The 20,913-nt window shown below is 37.2% G+C and carries 14 protein-coding genes; 3 read left to right on the forward strand and 11 right to left on the reverse strand.

Annotation, left to right across the window (positions count from 1 at the left end; translation table 11 throughout):
- Positions 1 to 75: 75 nt before the first annotated feature.
- Together CWB62_RS07425 and CWB62_RS07430 are read right to left on the reverse strand one after the other, a co-directional pair.
- Positions 76 to 3,276, reverse strand: coding sequence for a glycoside hydrolase family 2 TIM barrel-domain containing protein (locus tag CWB62_RS07425; RefSeq protein WP_138528276.1), 3,201 nt, complete (start codon positions 3,274 to 3,276; stop codon positions 76 to 78).
- 111 nt (positions 3,277 to 3,387) lie between these two features.
- Positions 3,388 to 4,632 (reverse strand): NADH:flavin oxidoreductase/NADH oxidase family protein, encoded by a 1,245-nt coding sequence (locus tag CWB62_RS07430; protein WP_138528274.1) that lies wholly within the window; start codon positions 4,630 to 4,632, stop codon positions 3,388 to 3,390.
- A 271-nt stretch (positions 4,633 to 4,903) separates the two neighbouring features.
- Here CWB62_RS07430 and CWB62_RS07435 point away from each other — a divergent pair, with 271 nt between their 5' ends.
- Positions 4,904 to 5,308 carry a MerR family transcriptional regulator gene (locus CWB62_RS07435; protein ID WP_138528272.1) on the forward strand — a complete coding sequence of 135 codons (405 nt, stop codon included), beginning with the start codon at positions 4,904 to 4,906 and terminating at the stop codon, positions 5,306 to 5,308.
- A 3-nt stretch (positions 5,309 to 5,311) separates the two neighbouring features.
- Here CWB62_RS07435 and CWB62_RS07440 read toward each other — a convergent pair whose 3' ends face one another.
- From CWB62_RS07440 to CWB62_RS07470, 7 genes are all read right to left on the reverse strand, one after another.
- The gene (locus CWB62_RS07440; protein ID WP_138528269.1) at positions 5,312 to 5,713 is read right to left on the reverse strand and encodes a hypothetical protein; all 402 of its coding nucleotides are present in this window, start codon (positions 5,711 to 5,713) and stop codon (positions 5,312 to 5,314) included.
- 55 nt (positions 5,714 to 5,768) lie between these two features.
- Positions 5,769 to 6,221, reverse strand: a complete 453-nt coding sequence (locus tag CWB62_RS07445; RefSeq protein WP_138528267.1) for a GNAT family N-acetyltransferase — start codon at positions 6,219 to 6,221, stop codon at positions 5,769 to 5,771.
- 53 nt (positions 6,222 to 6,274) lie between these two features.
- A complete protein-coding gene (locus CWB62_RS07450; protein ID WP_138528265.1) occupies positions 6,275 to 6,856 on the reverse strand; it encodes a hypothetical protein in 582 nt (193 codons plus the stop codon).
- Between the two features lie 133 nt (positions 6,857 to 6,989).
- Positions 6,990 to 8,456, reverse strand: coding sequence for a DNA recombination protein RmuC (locus CWB62_RS07455; RefSeq protein ID WP_138528263.1), 1,467 nt, complete (start codon positions 8,454 to 8,456; stop codon positions 6,990 to 6,992).
- Between the two features lie 870 nt (positions 8,457 to 9,326).
- A complete protein-coding gene (locus tag CWB62_RS07460; protein WP_138528261.1) occupies positions 9,327 to 12,473 on the reverse strand; it encodes a DEAD/DEAH box helicase in 3,147 nt (1,048 codons plus the stop codon).
- 425 nt (positions 12,474 to 12,898) lie between these two features.
- Positions 12,899 to 13,861 (reverse strand): transcriptional regulator, encoded by a 963-nt coding sequence (locus CWB62_RS07465; RefSeq protein ID WP_138528259.1) that lies wholly within the window; start codon positions 13,859 to 13,861, stop codon positions 12,899 to 12,901.
- Between the two features lie 15 nt (positions 13,862 to 13,876).
- Entirely contained in the window at positions 13,877 to 15,115 is a 1,239-nt protein-coding gene (locus CWB62_RS07470) for an AAA family ATPase (RefSeq protein ID WP_138528257.1), read from the reverse strand.
- A gap of 775 nt (positions 15,116 to 15,890) precedes the next feature.
- Between CWB62_RS07470 and CWB62_RS07475 the strand changes: the two genes are divergently transcribed.
- A complete protein-coding gene (locus CWB62_RS07475) occupies positions 15,891 to 17,105 on the forward strand; it encodes a hypothetical protein (RefSeq protein ID WP_006793243.1) in 1,215 nt (404 codons plus the stop codon).
- Positions 17,106 to 17,169: 64 nt separating this feature from the next.
- Here the strand turns inward: CWB62_RS07475 and CWB62_RS07480 are convergent, their stop codons facing one another.
- Positions 17,170 to 18,045 carry a DNA replication terminus site-binding protein gene (locus CWB62_RS07480; RefSeq protein ID WP_138528255.1) on the reverse strand — a complete coding sequence of 292 codons (876 nt, stop codon included), beginning with the start codon at positions 18,043 to 18,045 and terminating at the stop codon, positions 17,170 to 17,172.
- A 580-nt stretch (positions 18,046 to 18,625) separates the two neighbouring features.
- Between CWB62_RS07480 and CWB62_RS07485 the strand changes: the two genes are divergently transcribed.
- The gene (locus tag CWB62_RS07485) at positions 18,626 to 19,975 is read left to right on the forward strand and encodes a class II 3-deoxy-7-phosphoheptulonate synthase (protein ID WP_138528253.1); all 1,350 of its coding nucleotides are present in this window, start codon (positions 18,626 to 18,628) and stop codon (positions 19,973 to 19,975) included.
- A 62-nt stretch (positions 19,976 to 20,037) separates the two neighbouring features.
- On the opposite strand, the gene ppsR is transcribed toward CWB62_RS07485, so the two are convergent.
- Positions 20,038 to 20,847 carry a posphoenolpyruvate synthetase regulatory kinase/phosphorylase PpsR gene (ppsR, locus tag CWB62_RS07490; protein WP_138528251.1) on the reverse strand — a complete coding sequence of 270 codons (810 nt, stop codon included), beginning with the start codon at positions 20,845 to 20,847 and terminating at the stop codon, positions 20,038 to 20,040.
- Positions 20,848 to 20,913: the final 66 nt, after the last annotated feature.

The following is a 20,913-nucleotide window of genomic DNA, read 5'->3' on the forward strand; positions in this document are numbered from 1 at the left end:
GTTTTACATAAAAAAAGCCCACTATTTAAGGGGAAAAAGCGGGCTTAGGGTAGTCATTTAAAGCTTTATGTATAGCTATTTTTTAGCGTTTAACTTAACAGCTTCAATTTTATAGCTGTATTTGTAGTCTAACCATGGGAGCTCATATTCGTACAAGGGTTTACTACCCCACGAATCCGTTCCACCAACACCACGCTGCTTGTAATCTATATTTACAAAAATGTACGGGGCTTTGGTTAAATCTGATGGGTGCATATTGCGCCGATTAACTTGTTCAGTACTCTTATCGTAGTCGTGCATATCGTAGAAAGATGCATTAAAGCCAATTAAGGGATCGCCAGAGAACTTAACACCAATTCCTTTATCATTATAAAACGTAACGTACCGTACATCCGTTTTATGACCGTTTTCTTGCGGGCGAACATACGGTACACGTAAAGAGTCAACGTCAGACTGATATAAGCCAACAAAAGCCGATGACTTACGATCGTCGTAGTTTTCGTGAGGCCCTCGGCCATACCACTGTACGTTTTTAAAGTTCTCGTTCACAACAAACTGCATACCTAATCTGGGTAAGGCTGAGTACGAATTATGAGGTGCAGCATAAAAGTAAACATCTACATCAACTACGCCATTGCCATTTATTGTGTAAGTTGTGAAGTACCGACTTTCAACGTTATTTAATGTGTGCTCTGTTTCGACTTTGTATTGTGTTGAGGATACTTTTTTACTACTAAAACTAGTCAGTGTTGTATTTGATCCCGCGTGTTGCCACACAGCAAACGAGTCACCATATCCCTTTTGTGGTAAATCATTATCGGTAGGCGCACGCCAAAAGTTAGGCTGCACAGGTTGGTCTACACTATTGGCTAGTAATGGCTTTCTAAAGACATTAATTTCATTCAATAAGCCTGTTTTCTTATTAAACGTAAACCGAGCGTTTTTAGTAGAAAAAGCTAAAGAATTTTCAGAATCCTTTACTTTTAACGAGGCTGATTTTGTATTAATAGTCAGTGCAAAGCCTGTTAATGCTAGTTGTTCTGATGCAACTACATGACCCGTTGGCAATGTATTTTTAGCGTTTTTGAGAACGGCTTGTACATTTAAAAAATATTCAATGCCTGCTCCTAGTTTTGTTTTAATTGGCAAACTAACACGCTGAGATGTTTGTGGTTTGGCATTAATACCAAGGTTAGCACCTTGCTCGACTTCAACACCGTTGGCCATTAGCTGCCATGACAAAGTAAAGTCAGACAGGTCGGCAAAAAAATGTTTGTTAATTACGTTTATTTCGTAAGGAGCTTTGCTCGTTAACTCAAAGTCGATGTTTTGCTGTACCTGTTTAACTTCCCACAAATAAGGGTAAGGCGTTCTGTCGGCGTAAACTAACCCATTTGCAGCAAAGCTTTTTGCGCTTACCGCAAATGGTGGCTCTAAGTCGCCACCATATGCCCAAAAAAGCTCACCTTTACTGTTTTTCATGGTAAAAGTTTGATCGACCCAATCCCAAATAAAACCACCTTGTAACTGTGAGTATTTTTCAAAGGCCTGCCAATATTCTTCAAGGTTACCTAGCGAATTACCCATTGCGTGTTCGTATTCAATTAAGATCATGGGCCTTGATACGTCATGCTTCGTTTTCGCATAGCGAACAGCCGAATGAATTGGCGCATACATTTGGCCGTATACGTCGGTGTGGCGTCTTAACTGTGCTTGTTCAGATACGACTGGAAATCCTGGGGCTTGACGCTTTAGCCAGTCGTACGACGCCTCTAAATTAATACCATCGCCCGATTCATTACCCAGTGAGCGCATAACAACCGATGGGTTATTTTTAGAACGGTGATACATGTTTGAAATGCGATCTATGTATGCATTTTGCCAGCTAAGCTTATTTACCAAGTGTGCCGAGGGGTCGTACTTACCTTGGTTTGCAGCTCCCATTCCATGTGACTCAATGTTAGCTTCATCCATAACGTATAAGCCATATTTGTCTGCAAGATGATATATGTATGGATCTTGCGGGTAATGAGCCATACGTACTGCATTAATATTAAAGGCTTTCATTAATGCTACGTCTTTTTCCATAGACTCTTTAGAAACCACGTGCCCTGTTACAGGGTCGTGCTCGTGCCTATTTACACCTTTAAATAAAACCGGTTTGCCGTTAACTAAAATATTGCCATTTTTTAGCTCACTGCTTCTAAAACCTATTGATTTTCCGATCCACTCAACCACCTGTTCATTACTATTGCGTAAGCCTATTTTTAATTTATAAAGATTAGGAACTTCAGCACTCCAGGGCAGTACATCATTGACTTTAAACACTGCTTTAACTTGCGTACTTTGTTGCTCTTTTATTTTAGGAACTGACAACGTTTTAGTACTAATTATCCGATCGTTTGCGTCTAGCAGTGAAACGAGCAAGTCAAAGTTAGCGTGGGTTTGCTTAGTGTGGTTTTGTACTGTTGTGGTTAGCGTTAGCTCGCCGTTTGTGTAATTATCTATCAAAGTGGTATTGGCTTCAAAATCACTTATACGCACTTTTGGCGCAGCATATAAATATACATCGCGCTCAATGCCACTCATACGCCACATATCTTGGCATTCAAAGTAAGACCCTGTTGAATAACGGTAAACTTGTAGTGCTAGGGTATTTTCGCCTTCAGAAACGTATGGCGTAATATCAAATTCAGCGGCAGTTTTAGAGTCTTCTGAATAACCAACTTGCTGACCATTTACATAAATATAAAACGCCGACTTTACCGCCCCAAAATGAATAAGGATTTGTTTGTTATTCCAGCTTTCGTCAATGTTAATTATTTTTCGGTATGAGCCAACAGGATTATAGTAACGCGGCAGCTCAATTTGCTCAGTATTAGGTATTAAACAGTAGTGAGAGTGATAAAAAGGAGAACCGTAACCATTTAGCTCCCAATTGGCAGGGACGGCTATTTCATCCCAGCTTGCGTCATTGAAGGTTACTTTTTCAAATCCATCTGGTTTTCTACTAGGAGAGTCAACCCAGTTAAACTTCCACTGCCCATTTAGTAATTTATAGTTATCTAGCTGCCAAGGCTCCATTGTAAATGCGTTTTGCTCGGTTGCTGTAGGGTAATAGAACGAGCGGGGTGGGAGTTTATTGACTCTAAATATACTTGGATCTTGCCATGCCTGCGCTGCTTGCTGTTCTGTTGCAAGGCCTGGCAAGCTAATTATTAATAAATGAAGTCCCCAAAAGCATAGAAGCTTTTTTAGATAACCTTTAAACCGCATTCTGTTTTCCTTTCATTGGTTTTTATCATATAAATATGCTAATTAAACTTTAGCGTACTTTTAACAATTAATAAACTTAATTAATAGAGACAACAACGGCGGTTATGAGGACTATTTTTCAATAAAACGTTTTTTATAGCGCTTTGTTAATTTTATGGCTCTAATTTGGTCGCCAATTAAAGTAAATACCGCTGATGCATTAATTTTTGCAGGTTTTCCTTGGCCCATGCGGCGAATTTGCTTTTTTACTAATGCCATAGTGGCTAGGCCTGCTAGGGTTTTGTCTTTTAGAGTAACAACAGGTAGTGATGCAATAAAATTTGGCTTTGTTTGCCAAATTTTGGCCAGAGAAGGGTAATATGCACACGCAGTTGCCATCCCTACAAGCGCCACTCCTGAGCTAACAACCGTACTTGCTACACCTAAGCGGCTTATACCACCCGTAGTCATAATAGGAATACTGGATTTTTCACTAATTGCTTTGGCAAATTCTAAAAAATACGCCTCACGAGCGAGTGTGCGTTCATCGGCCGTTTTACCTTGCATGGCAGGTGCTTCGTAACTACCGCCCGAAAGCTCAACAAAATCTATATTTAAGTTACTTAACAGGGTTACCACAGCTTGGGCGTCGCTAGGTTCAAATCCACCGCGCTGAAAATCAGCAGAATTTAGTTTAACCGATACCGAAAAGTTATTTGCGCAACTAGCCTTAATTTTTTGCGTTATTTCGGTTAATAAACGCGCACGATTTTCAAGACTGCCACCGTATTTATCATCACGCTTGTTGGTTAAAGGCGATAAAAACTGGGCTAATAAGTAACCATGAGCCGCATGTATCTGCACACCATCGAACCCTGCCTTTTGTGCTTGCAATGCCGTATTTGTAAAGCGCTCAACAACATCATTAATTTCGTTGTGTGTCATTGCTTTTGGTTGGCCAAATAGATGAGAGTGTTTTCCCATGTTTAGTGGCACGTTAGAGGCTGACAGCACTTTCCCACCCATTTTTTTAAATACTTGGCGGCCTGGGTGGTTAATTTGCATAATAACTTTACATTCCTTTTGCTTTGATAATCGCGCAAGTTCAGCAAACGATGTAATATCAGTGTGCTGCTCAAGCGCCAGGCCACCTGGGCCTGTCATAGCTAAGTGATCAACCATAACGTTACCGGTGATCACTAAACCAACCCCGCCTTGTGCCCATGCGCTGTAACAATTTTTAAGTACTTGCGATGGTGTAAGATCGACTTCAGCTAGGTTTTCTTCCATGGCCGCTTTTACTAGCCTATTTTTTAAAACTAAACCGCTAGGTAAAGTAATAGGTGAAAAGACGACACCTTGTTGATTTTCTGGCATGTTACAAACCAATTAAATTGACATTATCGCCACTATAACTTTAAAGTTAGCTTTAAGGTCAAGGCAGTATTTATAAATTAATTAACCTGAACTATGGTTAAGAGACTTACTAATATATTGCATAAAGGTGGTATTTAAATTGATTTTTTCTAGCCAGAGATTTTCAATGAAAACAAGGCGATTTTACGCGTCAATAGCTGGCGCAGTTAGCGTTGAAAATAGCTGCTAGATATAGGTTTATTATCCAGAGTTCAGGTTAAATAGGACCACGATGAAAATAAGTGAACTTGCAAAACTCGTTGGCGTTGCCCCTAGTACAATTCGTTATTACGAAAGTAAAGGTTTGTTACCGAAAAGCAGCCGCAATAGTAATGGCTACAGGCAATACGAATATTCAAGCATTGAGCAAATAAAAATGATTAAGTTTGCACAAAGTTTAGGGTTTTCGTTAGAGGAAATACCGACGTTAAAAACACCAGAAAATAACCTAGATCACACGGTTGTTATTGAGCGCTTGCAACAAAAGCAAAACGAAGCGAATGCGCTGATAACTCAGCTGCAAAAAAAATCGCAGCGCATTGGTAGCTTAATTACGCAATTAAATTCAAGCTGGTCAAATGGACAATGTTTAACACAGAAACAAATGAGTGATTTATTGAATGAGGGCCAGTTTTAACGGTTAGCCGTTTTTATTATTAAGTAGAAATACCCAAGCAAAAAACACCATAAACACAAAGTCGTTTATACCGTAAATACTGTAAAAAATACCTGCGAATAAATCTTTATCATATACATTACTTAGGTTGTTGTTTGCTAACCATAATAACCAAGTCACAACATAAACCAGTTTTTCAATAACAAACGCGCCGGCAAGCCACTTTATATTTGAGGTAATAAAAGCGCTAGCTAAATACGCTAAGCCCCATATAACGATCATTAACAAGCCAAAGTTAGACATAACAACAGGGTCTAGTTCATTTATTACGGGATTTGTAAAAAATCGAGAGAAAAGTAAAACCCCGCTTATATTCATGCCTGCAGCCATAATAAAACCAAATTTAATTAGCTTATTTTTTGTCATGTTTTCTGCCTATCCGGTTTGTTAATTAAAGTAGATAACTCAATCATGTACTTTGTTAGTTAAGTTCAAGTAGCATCGCCGTTTTTAAAATACCATGTGCCGGCAACCATTGTTTATATTCAGAAAAGCCATGTTTTTTATACAAATTAATTGCTGGCGTATTTGCGACAGCAGTTTCTACTACCGCTTTGTTATACGTATGCGATTTAAGCGCATGAGCAATTAACTTACCCGCTATCCCTTTTTTAAAGTAGCTTGGATGCACAGTTAAACTTTCGATACTTAAGCACTTATTTTTTACTTTAATTTCTATAACTCCAGCTAGGGTACTTTCACAATAAAAACCATAAAATAATGCGTTGCTGCGTACAATATCGTGCTGCATTCTGCTAAGAGGTGGAAAATGTGAAGCCTTTATTAAAAGGGCCTCTACTTTATAAGCACTCTGAAAAACGTTATAAATTTTCTCGGCTACAGAAGGAACTGCATTTTCTAGTTGTACGACCATTTTAATGTCACTTATGTTTTTGGATATTGCAGCTATTTGAAAAAAATAAATTATTAATTGGTATATTCAATTAGCTCTTCAACGTATAAATACCCTTTTTGACGCTGAGTTAACTTAATGAATGTTTTTAATTTAGGTGCATATAAGTGAATATCTTGTGTGTCGGCTGAGTAGCCTCTTGAGTTAGTAATTTTACCTGTGTACTCAATGGTATAAGCTTTATATGTGCCAGCTTCTACTTTTTCATCTTTATATGAGATAACTTTAGCATTTTGAATTGTTGAGCCCTTAGTGCCATCTTCGCTTTCCCAGTGCTCTTCAAACACCCATGTTTTACCCACATATAACGGCCAATAATAACGCGCCGTTGTGCTGTTATTAGGCTTTGTTAATACCTTTAAAGTGGTAATTCCTTTACCCGTTAACATACCTAGAGTGCCACTTTTGCTGACTATTTGTTTAGTGTCGGTGCCTTGTGCACGTATTTCATTGCTAGGTGTTACCCCTTTATATTTCCATACCCACTTTTCACCTTCACTATAGTCAGCTTGAGTTGGTTGATACGTTTTTTCATTTGAGGCGTGGGTAAAAAAGCTTGATAGGCTTAAAGCAAAAATAATAAATTTAGCGTTCATTTACGTTATTCCTTTTTATTGCGTTTTACTTTTGTGTTTAAGCCTAGTAATTGAGGGTATTGCTCGATTAAAGCAAAGTTTGATAAATAGCGCTTACAGTTTATAAACGCTATCACCAAGCAAACCAATAGGGCTAGTCTAACTCTAGCTGTGCTCGCTCTACACTCTCGTTAGGCAACTCTTTTTGAACAGATACACCAAGCTCTTTAAATTCAGCGGCTTGTTTAATTAAGTTACCTTTGCCTCGGTAAAGCTGCGAAAAAGCCTTGTCGTAGCTTTCTTTTGCTCGGTCTAGCTGTTTACCAACCCCTTCCATACTCAGTAAAAAGCCGTTTAATTTGTTGTAAAAACGTTCGGCACGGTTTGCAAGCTCTTTTGAATATTTGGTTTGCTCTTCAAAACGCCAAAGCTGTTTAACAATATTTAAACTGGTTAACAGCGTTGTAGGTGTGGCAACCAGTATATTTTTTTCTATCGCTTGTTGGTAAATATCGCTTTGATATTTAAGCGCTTCTACAAACGCAGACTCTATTGGTACAAACATAATCACAACTTCTGGCGAGTTGAGCCCTGGCAAACGGTCGTATGATTTACTTGCTAGCTCGTTAATACGCGCTGTAACTGCATTTACATGCTCTTTAATAGCTTGATTAGCATCCAGTTCATTTTCAGCATTTACATAACGGGTGTAGGCATTAAGAGATGTTTTTGCGTCAATCACTAAATGACGACCTTGTGGTAAGTACACAACAACATCGGGGCGTAAGCGGCCGTCTTCGGTATTAAACGACACTTCACGCTTGTAATCAGTACCGGCGCGAAGGCCTGCGCTATCGAGTACGTTTTCAAGCATCAGCTCTCCCCAGTTACCTTGGGTTTTCTTTTGCCCTTGCAGCGCATTGCTTAGTTTATCAGCTTGCTCGGTGATGGATTGGCTTTTGGCTTGTAAGTGTAAAAGCTCTGTTTTTAACTGAGCTCGCTGTTTTAAATCTTCAACATGAATCGACTCCATTTTATCTCTAAAGCCTTTTAACTCGCCTTGAACAGGTTTTAACAGTTGTTCAATACTTTCTTGGTTGGTCACTTTAAAGCTTTGGGTTTTTTCATCGAGTATTTTATTGGCTAAGTTTTCAAACTCTTTTTTAAGTACGTTTTTACTTTGCTCTATTTGCGCTAGCTGCTCAGTAAAGTTTTGCTGCTTTTGCTCTAGCGTGGTTCGCATATTATTGAGCTCTACGTCTCGATTATTATATTGCGCACGTAGCTGAGTTAATTCAGTTTCGGCTTTTTGCCAAAACTGATTATATTGCATGCTTTGTTTTTCTTGCTCACTGCAACGCGTTTTAAAATGCTGCGCCTCGTCACGCTGTTCTTGATGGCTATGTTCAAGCAGCTCGTGTTCATCTTGTAAGGCGCTAAGCTGCTCTGCTTTGTTATCAAACTGACTTTGTAATAAAAAAAGTTGCTGTTGCTGCTCGTTAATTGTTTTTTTTAATTTTTTGCGAGGCAAAACGGCAATAACACTATAAAGCACAATACCTGCAGTAAACCCTGCTGCAGTGCTTACCCAATCAATTTGGGTGAGTATTTGAGTAATCATAAAATAAACTTATAAAATTTATGGACATGCCATCATAACGAATAAGTTTGAACAGAAGTAGGGGGTAGTAAATAACAGCCATAAAAAAAGCCAGTTCAAAGTGAACTGGCTCAACCATTACTAAATAAGTAACACAACAGGGGGAATCAACATGAAAACTTGTATTAACTGCAATTAATCAACAAGCATAATAGTAGACGCCGCTATTTGAATTAAGTTCATTAAAAGATCAAATTATTCTAAATAAACTGATCTTTGGCTCATAAACCATTAAATGCTAAAAATTAGCAATAAAAAAGCCAGTTCAAAGTGAACTGGCTTAATCATTACTAAATAAGTAACTAAATGGGGGAAATCAACATGAAAACTTGTATTAACTGCAATTAATCAACAAGCATAATAGTAGACGCTCTGTTTTGAATTAAGTTCATAAAAAGATCGAATTAATTTAAATAATACCAATCCGCTTAATTAAGAGATCTATTTTGAGGGTAGGTAAACGTATTGATAGCTAGGCAAAAAATTCGTTATTTAGTTGTTCTCGGCAATTACTCCTGCATTGCTCTACCTTCTGCACCCATGCAGTCGTGAATGAGAATTTTTTAACTCAGATAGCGACACTTTTGGCCCCACAAAATGATTAAGCATTATTGCGGATTGGTATAACTTCAGCCTCGGCTTATGGGCAGCTAAAAAGAAGCATAAAAAAAGCCAGTTCAAAATGAACTGGCTTAATCATTACTAAAAGTTAGTAACTAAATAGGAAATCAACATGAAAGCTTGTGTTAACTGCAATTAATCAACAAGCATAATAGTAGACGCCCTAGATTTGAATAAGTTCAAAAAAGATCGCACTAATTTTAAAATAAATTAACTTTTTATAAGTGACAACATTTGTTGCTCATCAAACTGTGTAAAACTCATTGATTTATCAGTAAATAGGGCATCAACAAGCGCTTGTTTGTCCTCTTGCATTTTAAAAACTTTTTGTTCAATTGAATGACTCATGATCAACTTATAAACAAAAACAGGGTTTGTTTGCCCAATACGGTAGGCTCGATCGGTGGCTTGCTTTTCTACCGCAGGGTTCCACCATGGATCGAAATGAATAACGGTATCTGCTTGTGTTAAATTAAGCCCAGTACCACCTGCTTTTAAGCTAATTAAAAATACAGACGTTTTACCACTGGTAAACTCATCAATGACTTTATCGCGATGGCGAGTTTGGCCTGTTAATAAACTAAAGTTAATGTTTAGCTCATTCAATTGTTTAGCAATTAAATCTAACGCGGACGTAAATTGGCTAAATATAATTACTTTACGCCCTAGGCTTAACATTAAAGGGAGGTGAGTAGACAACCATTCTAATTTTGCAGAGCCTGCTTGTGTATCGGGCTCAATAAGCTTTGGATGGCAACAAATTTGCCTAAGCTTTAGTAAAGCCTCTAAAAAGGCAAGTTTACTTTTTTGAACGCCTTGCTCAGCAAATAGATCAATTAGCTTTTCTTCAAGTGCACGTGTTATTCCTTGATACATTTCTTTTTGTTTAGGCTCAAACTCAAATTCTTTAGTAATTTCTGTTTTTTGCGGTAGTTCTTGCGCAACTTGTGCTTTAGTTCGACGCATAATAAACGGCATTATGAGTGCTTTTAATTGCTCGGCACGTTCCATATCGGCTTCGCGTTCAATAGGCGTTTGAAAATGTTGTTTAAAATGAGCCTGAGAGCCTAATAAAGAGGGCATAGCAAAGTCGAGTAAAGACTTTAGCTCAAGCAAGTTGTTTTCAATTGGGGTACCGCTTAAGCACAATTTAAAATCAGCATTAAGCCTTTTTACTAATCGTGATACCTGAGCAGTATCGTTTTTAATATATTGCGCTTCATCAAGAATTATATTTTCAAAATAAAGCGGCGAATAATAAGCTATGTCGCGCTTTAATAAAGGGTAAGTTGTAAGTATACATTGTGCTTGTGCTAGGTGCTTTAATGGCTCGTTGCGATTAGCGCCAAATATGGTTATTACCTTAAGACCTTTAGTAAATTTTATTATTTCGTTTTGCCAGTTACTCACTAAGCTAGTTGGACACACAATGAGTGTAGGGCCCGCTTGTGGACGATTATACGTACTTGTTAAAAACGCAATGACTTGCAGTGTTTTACCCAACCCCATATCGTCAGCTAAAATGCCACCAAGTTTATGACGTTTTAAAAAACTTAGCCAATCAACACCTTGCTGTTGATACTCTCTAAGTTCAACCGACTCATTTAAGCCATGCAGCGATACACTCGGCATAGCTTTACCGGTATTGTTAAGCTCCTCAAGGTAGCGCTCGAGTGAATCGTCGTGAAGCTCAACGTTGATTGCAGTATTTTTTACAAGTTCTGGCAAGTACGAAAGCGGTATATTAAATTCATCACGCGTTTTTACAAATTCAAAACGTTGCTTAAAATCAGTCAGCAAATTTATAGCTGACTTATTAATAACACCAAACTGTCGGCCAACAGGGTAGTAATGAAACAACTGACTTTGTCGATTTAACGATTGATAAAGTGGATCTTCGTTACTAAAAAGGTGTGAAAGCTTACTATTGTTAATGAGCACTTTACAGTGCATTTGATGCCCTGCAGCTCTATTAGCAATAAGTGATACTTCACTTTGTGGATTGGCGATATCCATCTTACCAATAGTGACTTTCCAACCATGCTCTTTAAAGCTCGGAAATACCTCGTAAGTTAACCAATGCAGATGAATAGCCGATTGCTTGTTGAAAGTAAACTCACTTTGTAAACCCCCTTTACAAAACTCAAAACCTAAATTAACAAGCTCATTGGTTACTGTGTTTTCAAACGCGCTGTTAATTAAATTATTTGACGCTTTACCTGCAGGGTAATTTTTATTTTTATACCTAAAGGATAAGGACAGCCTTAAACCAGCATCTCCCATAGATACTTTAATTACTGCGTTACTCGCTGTTTGCGGTAAAACAGATTGCGTATTGGTAGGGTGAGGGATAACTCCCGCACCAAAGTTATCTGCAAGCTGCTTATAAATACGATCAAAATTAGCGCTGTGTATTGCAGGCATGGTTTGTAAATGCGCTATTTCATCGCCACTTAACGGTGTACGTATGCGGCCAACTTTTAGATGGTCAAGATCAATATATGTGGGCGGTGTGGTTTTGAGCACCGCCCAATTTTTACTTTGTTCTAAGTTAACAACTAATTTTGTAAGCTCTTTTTCTTGTTGCCAATTAAAACTAAGTGATTGACCACTTTGAGGTTTAATTGCAACACGAGAGCGATGTAAAAATAAGCGCTCGGTAGCAATTAATTGCTGTAACGCACTAAATCCCCATTGACCTTTTAGCTCGAGGCTACCGACTGCATTTTGTGAGCGAATCCAGCTGTAAAGCCTAAAGTCACTTTCAAGTAAATCATTTGGCGTTATAAAGCTATTTAATTGCTGGTCGGTTAAGTTACGCCCTAACGTATAATTTTGGTTTTTATCATAATTAGCAATTTTGGGAGATATAAATACTTTATTATTTTCAACACTTAATATAAAAAGTAACACTTGGGATGGGGTTGTTAATTCGGTACTTTTAAGTGTACTTAATTCGCTGAACCAATCATTTATAAAGTAGTCTTCGCCATACTCACCAGAGTGCTCTATTTTGAGCTTTAGTAAAATGGCTGCGAGGTGTAGGCATTTTGTTTTGATATTACAGGTGCAATGGGTATCAACAGAATAACCCGTTGGTAATTTACTGATCTCAACTCGCTGGTTATACGAAGCACCGGTATCACTTTGAACAGTTGAGTCTACCACCGAAAAATCACTGTTATGTTCTAACCAAGTAATTTTACCATTTTTATAATATTCTTTTCCTTTTGCCAACACGTTTGGCTTAAACAGTTTATTTATAAAGCGTTCGGAAAGAGGAAACTGGGTAGCCTGCTCATTTTTAATTTCTTCAAAAATAGCGAGTAAATCATTTTTTGATAGGTTAGCAGACATGTCACTCAAAGGATTAATTTTTAAAAATAATTTTCCCAGTATATGCCTTATAAGCGCTGAGCTAAAGCACTATTCACAGTAATGTAAACTGGTTGGAGCTGATAGCTTGGTAAAAATTCGGTTTGTGGTACTAAATAGCCCAATAATAAAAAAATAAACAATAACCCACAAATAACGTACAAAATATAAATACCTTTTACACAGCATGGGGGCTTTACAGATCATAATTTTACTAAGGGATAAACGGATAACTCACAGAATGGTGCTGAAGTGGTAAAAAGTTAGTAAAAAAATGATCTCAGTGACGCTATTTAGGTAAAGCAGCTAAATAAACGTTATTTTAGATCAAATTTTTACTAACTGAGCAAGCTGGTAGATCATGATTTTACTAACTTATAGGACCTAGCAGATCATTTTTTTACTAACTAATTAAATGCACTAAGTAACTTAGTTAACTGCTCTAAACGCTTGTCTGTCATAACTTTATTGTTAATTTTAATTGATACATCGCCACTTTTTAAGTTTCGCTGCAACATTACATACTCGTTTTCGAGTACAGCTTCTTTTTTTGAAGCCGCTTGAGGTTCTGTAGTCAATAACTTAGTGATAGCCATAGCACGCTTGTCGTCACTTGTAATAGCGTTTACTTCAGTATTGCTAGCTACATCAGCTATCAGTCGGTTAAAGCTCTCTGCGTTACGCTCCTTGGCAGTAATAAGCTTTTTAGCGACTTCTCGACCAACGTGATTAGCGGTTGGATACAAAGCAATAACAGAAGACGGTATTTGCTCATACGCTTTTATTGCGTCTGCAATTGCGGTGTGAGATACACCTTCAATCGCAGCAATTTCGCGGTACGATCCTTTTTTACCTTGTTCGAGCAGCTCGTTTTTGGTTTGTTGGTAAGCTTGGCCTAATTCCCACAGGCTTGGTGCTATGTATTGATCGGACGATACAGCTAAAATTTTAGCATCTTGCTCTGTGAAATCGCTTGAACTTAAAACAAGATAATCTGCATTACCTAAAATACACGCCATTCGACGGCGCGAACCAGCAAGTACCAAACTTGAATCATCTTGCTCCCAAAGCAGAGCTGGATGCTGGTTTCGTCCATCCACACGAATAGCAGGAAGGATATCCGATACCGATTTTTCATTTAATAACGACTGGACACGACGATTTTTACCATAAACATTAGTCGTTTTTTGAATATCAGCATGCGAAATTACTTTACAAACAAGGGTAATTTGGCGCGAGGAGTCACTCGGTGCAGGCATTTTAATAACATCGCCAGCATTCGCTTGCTCTAAAAGCGCATCAAGGCTGCTATTCCCTACAGCCGTTGCAAACGGATCTAAGCGGGTGTCGTTTTTACGTTTTTTAGCCATTGTTATTTAACATCCTTACCTAGGGGTATTTAATTTTGATTGGGTAGATTGCCAGTTAGATCGGATCAGCATTTCAAGCTCGTCAACAACATCTTTAATATTTTCTTGAGCACGCATAAGAGATTCGCGGCTTGCTAAACTGTCTGACGCTTTTTGATCAAATATCGTGTTGAAAGAAGACGAACTAGCCGTAATTGCAGAGCTATGGTTAATTGGATAACTCATGACTTGACGACCAAAAGCACTACGTACATCTTTAACAATGTCACGCTGTGAGTGGTTACCTTTAACGTAGTTCGTTACTAGAAATTGCATAAAGTCCCAACCTTCATGGCCAAGAGCTGCAACAGTATGATAAATCTCACCTAAACGTTTTAAATATTTATTATTAGCATCAAAATCGACCGCTTCTGGGTGAACAGGAATTAACATTGCTGTTGATGCCATTAATGCATTGTAAAACATAAAGTTAAGAGTAGGTGCTGTGTCTATTAGTAATATATCGAATTCGTCTTTTACAGGCTCAATGACCTTTTCGAGTAATTTATGATAATGACGAGTCTCTTCATAATTTGAGGTGTCTTTGAGTAAAGTTGCAGTTTCGTGTTCAAAGTAAAAATCATCCATACCGGAAGGTAGGACGCGAATGTTTGGTATATGCGTTGGTAAAAATGAACTTGAAACGAATTCTGGCCAGGTTTCACCGTCATCTAAATCAATACAATCGCGCATTAAGTCGCCGACAGTAATGGGATCATGCTCACTCGATGGGAAAAAGCTAGACGAAGAGCCCTGAGGATCGAGATCTATAATACCAATGCGGTAACGCTTAATATTTGTAGTGGCTAATGCCGCTGCAATATTAACCATACTAGTTGTTTTGCCGCATCCTCCTTTGAGCGAATTAATAACAATAACCTGTAGTTTATCGCTATTAGCTCGGTGATCAGGCTTTATATCCATTATATCTGCCATTGCAAATATATTAACCAAGGTGTAAGCGTAATGCCCGTTAGCACCACGTTTGATGTTCAAATCGTCAAAGTCACCATTGTCATGACGACGTTTTAATGTACGATTGTTACATCCTAATAAATCAGCGGCTGCTTTTTGGGTGTATGTTCTTAATTCTTTTTCTTCTGATTTAAGATGAGCGCGATAATGTTGAATACGTCCTTCTAGTGACTTTTCAGCAACTTCAGCTGTTGCTTTTAAAAGTCGATAGGTATCTAGCGCATTATTATTAATTGACATACTTTCATTCCTCAAAGTTAGGTAATTAGTATAATGTCCATTCAAATACCTGTAAACAACTATTTATGGCGACATGTGTTTTAAAAAGAAGACATCATATAATAATTTTACACCTTTAATATTGCTTAGTATAAATAAAGAAGTATAAAGGTGGTTAAATATATAAGGTAATAAAGGCTAAGGGCGGAAAATAAGCGTGTAAATACATGATAAATATAAATAAATGTTAAAAAAGTAGATCAGTATTATACGTGGTTAAGATCAGATCTTTAATAACTTACAGATCAGCATTTGATTAACTGCTAAATATATTTTGCAGTTATACACAGCTTACCCTTAAAGTTATAAACAAATACGGTGCTTAAGATCATGCATTTACTAAGTAAATTAGAAAGTTATACACCGTTCAGTTAAGTAAATGCAGTAATTAATTGGTATAGATCTGATCTGTAGTAAGTACAGATCAGATCTATGCTAACTGACAATGCTCTTATACACAGGCTGGTATATTAAATACAAAATTTGTCGTGCTTTGCCCGCTAAATTTAGCATACTAGTGGACAAATTTTTAACTGAGTTAGTAAAAATGAGATTTGAAACACCTTTGTTAGTATAATGATGATCTTAAATTAAAGAAAAACGCGACTACTTAGTATAAAACTGATCTGAATTGATTAATTAAAGGCAGATCACTTTTATACTAACTTAAACATTTAACTTTTTTTGTTTTATGTGTTGTTATTAGATGTCGCAATAATAAATGGAAATAAGAACAATGAGCCGAAAGGTCAACATCTCGGTAGATAACTTGCCTGATACATTAAGAGGCCAAATTCACGGGGTGGAAAGTGCAATTGATAACGAAAGTTTAGCACTATTTACAGATAACAAAGACGTTCGCATTTCTATTGAAAATGCAGCACATGGTTTACGTGCTTATTCTAATACATTTAATCATTACGATTTATGGGGACGTTTTGTTCGATCGGGTCATAAAAAACTTCCATTAGAAGAAGCGCCTAAAAAAACAATTATTACGCGTAAGATATCAGAAAAAGTAGATGGTATCTTATATGACGGCGAAATAAAAATAACACCGGCAGTTGTTAGTACTCGTAAAGACGGTGAAGATATTGAATACCTAGTCTGGCCATCAGATAGAGAAGAAAAAGTAGAACGTGCTCTTATCCGTTTAGCCTCCAAAGGTAAAATAGTAAAAATAAATTTTAAGTCCGGTATTCAATATGCCGTTGTTTTTTCTATGAACGAGTTAGCACAAGAACTTAAAGCGGTTGGTCAGTCTATGCCATATCCTGCTATTAAAGAATCGCTTGAAGCACTTCAAGGCTCAAAACTCTCTTTTAAATATTCTGCAACAGATACTAAAAATTCAGATATTGATGATTCGTTCTACGAATCAAATATGAATTTTTTATCTTCTTTACATTTTAGCGGGAAAAAGGGGCAGGGAGGCAATGTTAAATGCGTTGCGTGTTTAAATGCTTTTGTTCATAACATGATCGATAACCTTGAATATAAAGGTTATTATTTTAATAGTGCCCAAGAATTAAAGCGGGGATTATCACGCTGGATGATGTTACGTTTATACCACCTTTGGCGCTATGCGGCACCTGGCAAAACGTATCATTTCAGATTGCTTTCTATTATGGAAAAATATGGTTCGATATACTCAACCGACAACATTACAGAAAACAAATTAAAAGCATTACGTCGTGATATGACAACGACTATGAAAGACCTTATTGAAAAGGGGGCTATCTCTGAATACAGTATTACCAATGTAAAAGACGATAAAACAGGCAATATTATAGATTACACCTATGAAATGCACCCGTCAGATCAATTTTGTGATGAAATACTTACATTGAACAAGCATAATAAACGTATTGAAATTCAAGGCGGTAAACGCATCGTTGAAAACGCCGTTTTAATTGATGAAGATAAAATAGAAGAAATAGTCGAAAAATAGTTAATAATTTATTTTTGTTATTACACATACTAAAAGGCCGCTTAATGTGGCCTTTTTAACATAATTAATTTGTTACCTGTTCAAGGTAAAGTCTATCTACTAGGAAATCATACTCTCGTTTTCGAGGGTGACTAGCTGGCTTTTCGTAATCTGGTAAGGTACCAATTTTAACATCGGGCTCGGGGTTTATTAATATAAATGGTAATGCAGCACTAACGTGGTAACGATTTTGTGCAGTGTATCTGATATTAACTTGCGGGCTTACTCGAGTAGGGCGTCTTATTCTTAGTTTTTCCTTTTCACCTAAACTTGCTATTCTCATTTGTTCTTGAGCGACCAGAGATTGCCATTTTTGTTGGTCGATCATTCTTGGGTTTGTATAACCTGCAGATTTACTTAACATCTCGAGAGCCATTTTTTTAGTGAGGGTTTTGGTTGCGTGTTTGTGCATCCATGTAAATCTAACAGAAAAAGGTGATTCACTTTCACTGTGTATTTTTCTGTATGCGGCTAGGGTAATTAAATTTGGTACAGCATTATGAACAGCTTCAAAACGAGCGTCGTTGTTATCAATACTCAGAATACATTCTTTAAATGCTGCTTTAGCTGTATTTACCTGAGCAATCCTATTAGCAAGCGCCTGTTTATCAGCGTTTTTTATAATTAATAAACCAGGGTGTCTTTTAAGTACTCGACTACTTAATCCTGACTTTGTATATATATCAGTAAATGAATTAAAAATAGCTCGTTGAGCATCATCTCCCTTTATCTTTGAAACGGATATACTTTGAGGCACATTATCTTCCTCGCTAGCACTCACATCAGGCAACTTATAATATTCAGCTTTTGAATATTCACACAGCTTGAGTTCACCAATCAATAATGAGGTTAACTCGCTCATTAAATCAAACTGACTTCTTATTTTAATTTTTGAGGCCACAACACACCAAGAACACATCTTACATTTATGAATAAGAATACTAACCTTGTCCTTTGATTGCAATAGTTTATATATCTTCACATGCTAAGATTAAAATCTTAATAGTATAAAGTATGATGTGTTCTTTGTGTTGTGCACATAGGTGACTCTTTTACATAAGATTATTAATCTTAGGGGGTCGTACCTAAACCTTGAGTATGCTTTGTTAGCACAATAATTTACAAACGCAATACTAGCGCCAACAATTACTTAACTACCACTGTAAAGTTAAGAGTACAATGAGCGGTAATTAAGTATGATGTGTTCCTATATATATTGCTAATAATATCCCTTACTATGCTAACAGTTCTTGTACACTATAAATCTAATGTTTTTATTTGTAATTTATTGATATTAAGCGTTTATATTACAAACTTGATGAAGTTTATTTTTCATATAAATGCAAAAATAAAGTGATTAATGTTTGTTTATAACTACCCCATAACAAAATAATTAGTAAATAGTGAATTTAGTGCTTGAATAGAGGTACTTGCATACGTTAATTTCACTACATCAGGTAAAGTAGGAATGAGGATAGAATATGCAATCGTGGAACCCAAATAGCTGGAGAGAACTGCCAATACTGCAACAACCACAGTACCCAGATCAAGAAGTATTAAAGTCTGTTGAAGGCCAATTAAAAACAGCACCACCGTTAGTTTTTGCAGAAGAAACGCGTAGCCTATTTAAACAGCTTGAAGATGTATGTGAAGGCCGCGCATTTTTACTTCAAGGTGGAGACTGCGCAGAGTCGTTTAGTGATTTTAACGCAGCCAATATTCGAGATACGTTTAAAACAATTTTACAAATGGCAGTGGTTTTAACTTATGGCGGAAAGTGCCCAGTAGTTAAAATAGCGCGTATGGCTGGACAATATGCCAAACCACGTTCTGCAGATTTAGAAACTATTGATGGTGTTTCACTACCATCATACCGTGGCGACATCATTAACAACATTGACTTCACAGCTGAAGCGCGCATACCAGATCCACAGCGTTTGATGACTGCGTACCATCATAGTGCTGCTACGTTGAATTTATTGCGTGCATTTGCACAGGGTGGTCTAGCTGATTTACATCAGGTCAATCGTTGGAACATGGGGTTTGTAGCTGCCAATCCACAAAAACAAAAATACAAACAGTTAGCTGACAAAATTCAAGATGCACTAGAATTTATGGAAGTATGTGGTATTAATTCAACTATTGCTCCTAGCCTTAAAGAAACTGACCTTTATACATCACACGAAGCATTGTTACTGGGCTACGAAGAAGCACTAACACGACGCGATCACCTATCGGGCGATTGGTATGACTGTTCAGCGCACTTTGTTTGGATTGGTGAACGCACACGTCAATTAGACCACGCACACATTGAGTTTTTTAAAGGCATTAAAAACCCGATTGGTGTAAAAGTTGGCCCAGGTATGGACCCAGATGAATTAATACGTCTAATTGATGCATTAAATCCAGATAACATCCCAGGTCGGTTAACATTAATTACGCGCATGGGTGCAGATATACTGCCAGAAAAATTACCAGCACTAGTACGTAAAGTACAACAGGAAGGGCGTAAGGTAATTTGGAGCTCAGATCCTATGCATGGCAATACTGAAAAAGCGACCTCTGGTTACAAAACTCGTAACTTTGACAATATAATGCGTGAGATTAGCCAGTTTTTCTCTGTTCATAAAGCAGAAGGTTCATACGCAGGTGGAGTTCACTTAGAAATGACAGGTCAACATGTTACTGAATGTACCGGCGGAGCATATGGGTTATCAGACGACGATTTAGCGCAGCGTTACAAAACACAATGTGACCCTCGTCTTAATGCAGACCAAGTACTAGAGTTAGGCTTTTTAGTTGCTGATTTATTAAAAGACGCACGTAAATAAAACGCACTCATATAAAAAGCCGCTTAATTGCGGCTTTTTTTATTACTTTAATTATAAATAAGTTAGTACTTACGACGCTCTAAGTCGTTATCCATTAGTATTTTTGCAGATATTTCTTCAACAGAATGATGGGTTGAATTAAAGTACGCAATTTTATGGCGTTTATAGAGCATTTCAACTTCACGTACTTCAATACGGCACTGCCTAATAGAAGCATATTTGGAATTGGCCATTCGTCTGTGTCTAATTGCAGCGAGCCTTTCTGGGTCAATAGTTAAACCAAATAATTTATGTTTGTAAGGCACTAAGCATTTAGGTAGACCTTCGCTTTCTAAATCTTCTTCAGTGATAGGGTAGTTGGCTGCTTTAATGCCATATTGTAAAGCTAAGTACAAACTAGTTGGTGTTTTACCACTTCGGCTCACACCAATTAAAATAATATCAGCCTCAGAAAAGTTTTTAATATTGCCGCCATCGTCATTCATTAAAGCGTAGTTCACCGCGTCTATTCTAAAGTCATAACTTTTCTCGTGTATAGAATGTGTCCGGTGCATTTTTGGTACAGGCGCTACCTCTAGTTCTTTTTCAATTTTTTCGCTGTACGTGGTCAAAAAATCATACGGAATAGCATCTGCTGACTTTATAATTTCACTCAAACTGTGATTTACAAATGTAAAAAATACAAAGGGTTTTTCACCTGTTTTTGCAGCCGTTGCATTAATTAACGCTTTAATTTCGTGTGCTTTTTCTTCTGTTTCTACGAAAGGAATAGTTTTGTGATTAAAATCGATTGGAAACAAAGATAATGTTGCATGCCCAAACACTTCTGATGTAATTGCTGTTCCATCAGATATATAAAATGCAGTTCTCATAATTAACCTTTTTGTTACTTTTAATCCCTAAAATGGGTTACTCACGGTTTACGCGAGGACTGTTGC

Origin of the sequence: Pseudoalteromonas sp. S408 (assembly GCF_005886645.1) — a bacterium.
Classification (GTDB): domain Bacteria; phylum Pseudomonadota; class Gammaproteobacteria; order Enterobacterales; family Alteromonadaceae; genus Pseudoalteromonas.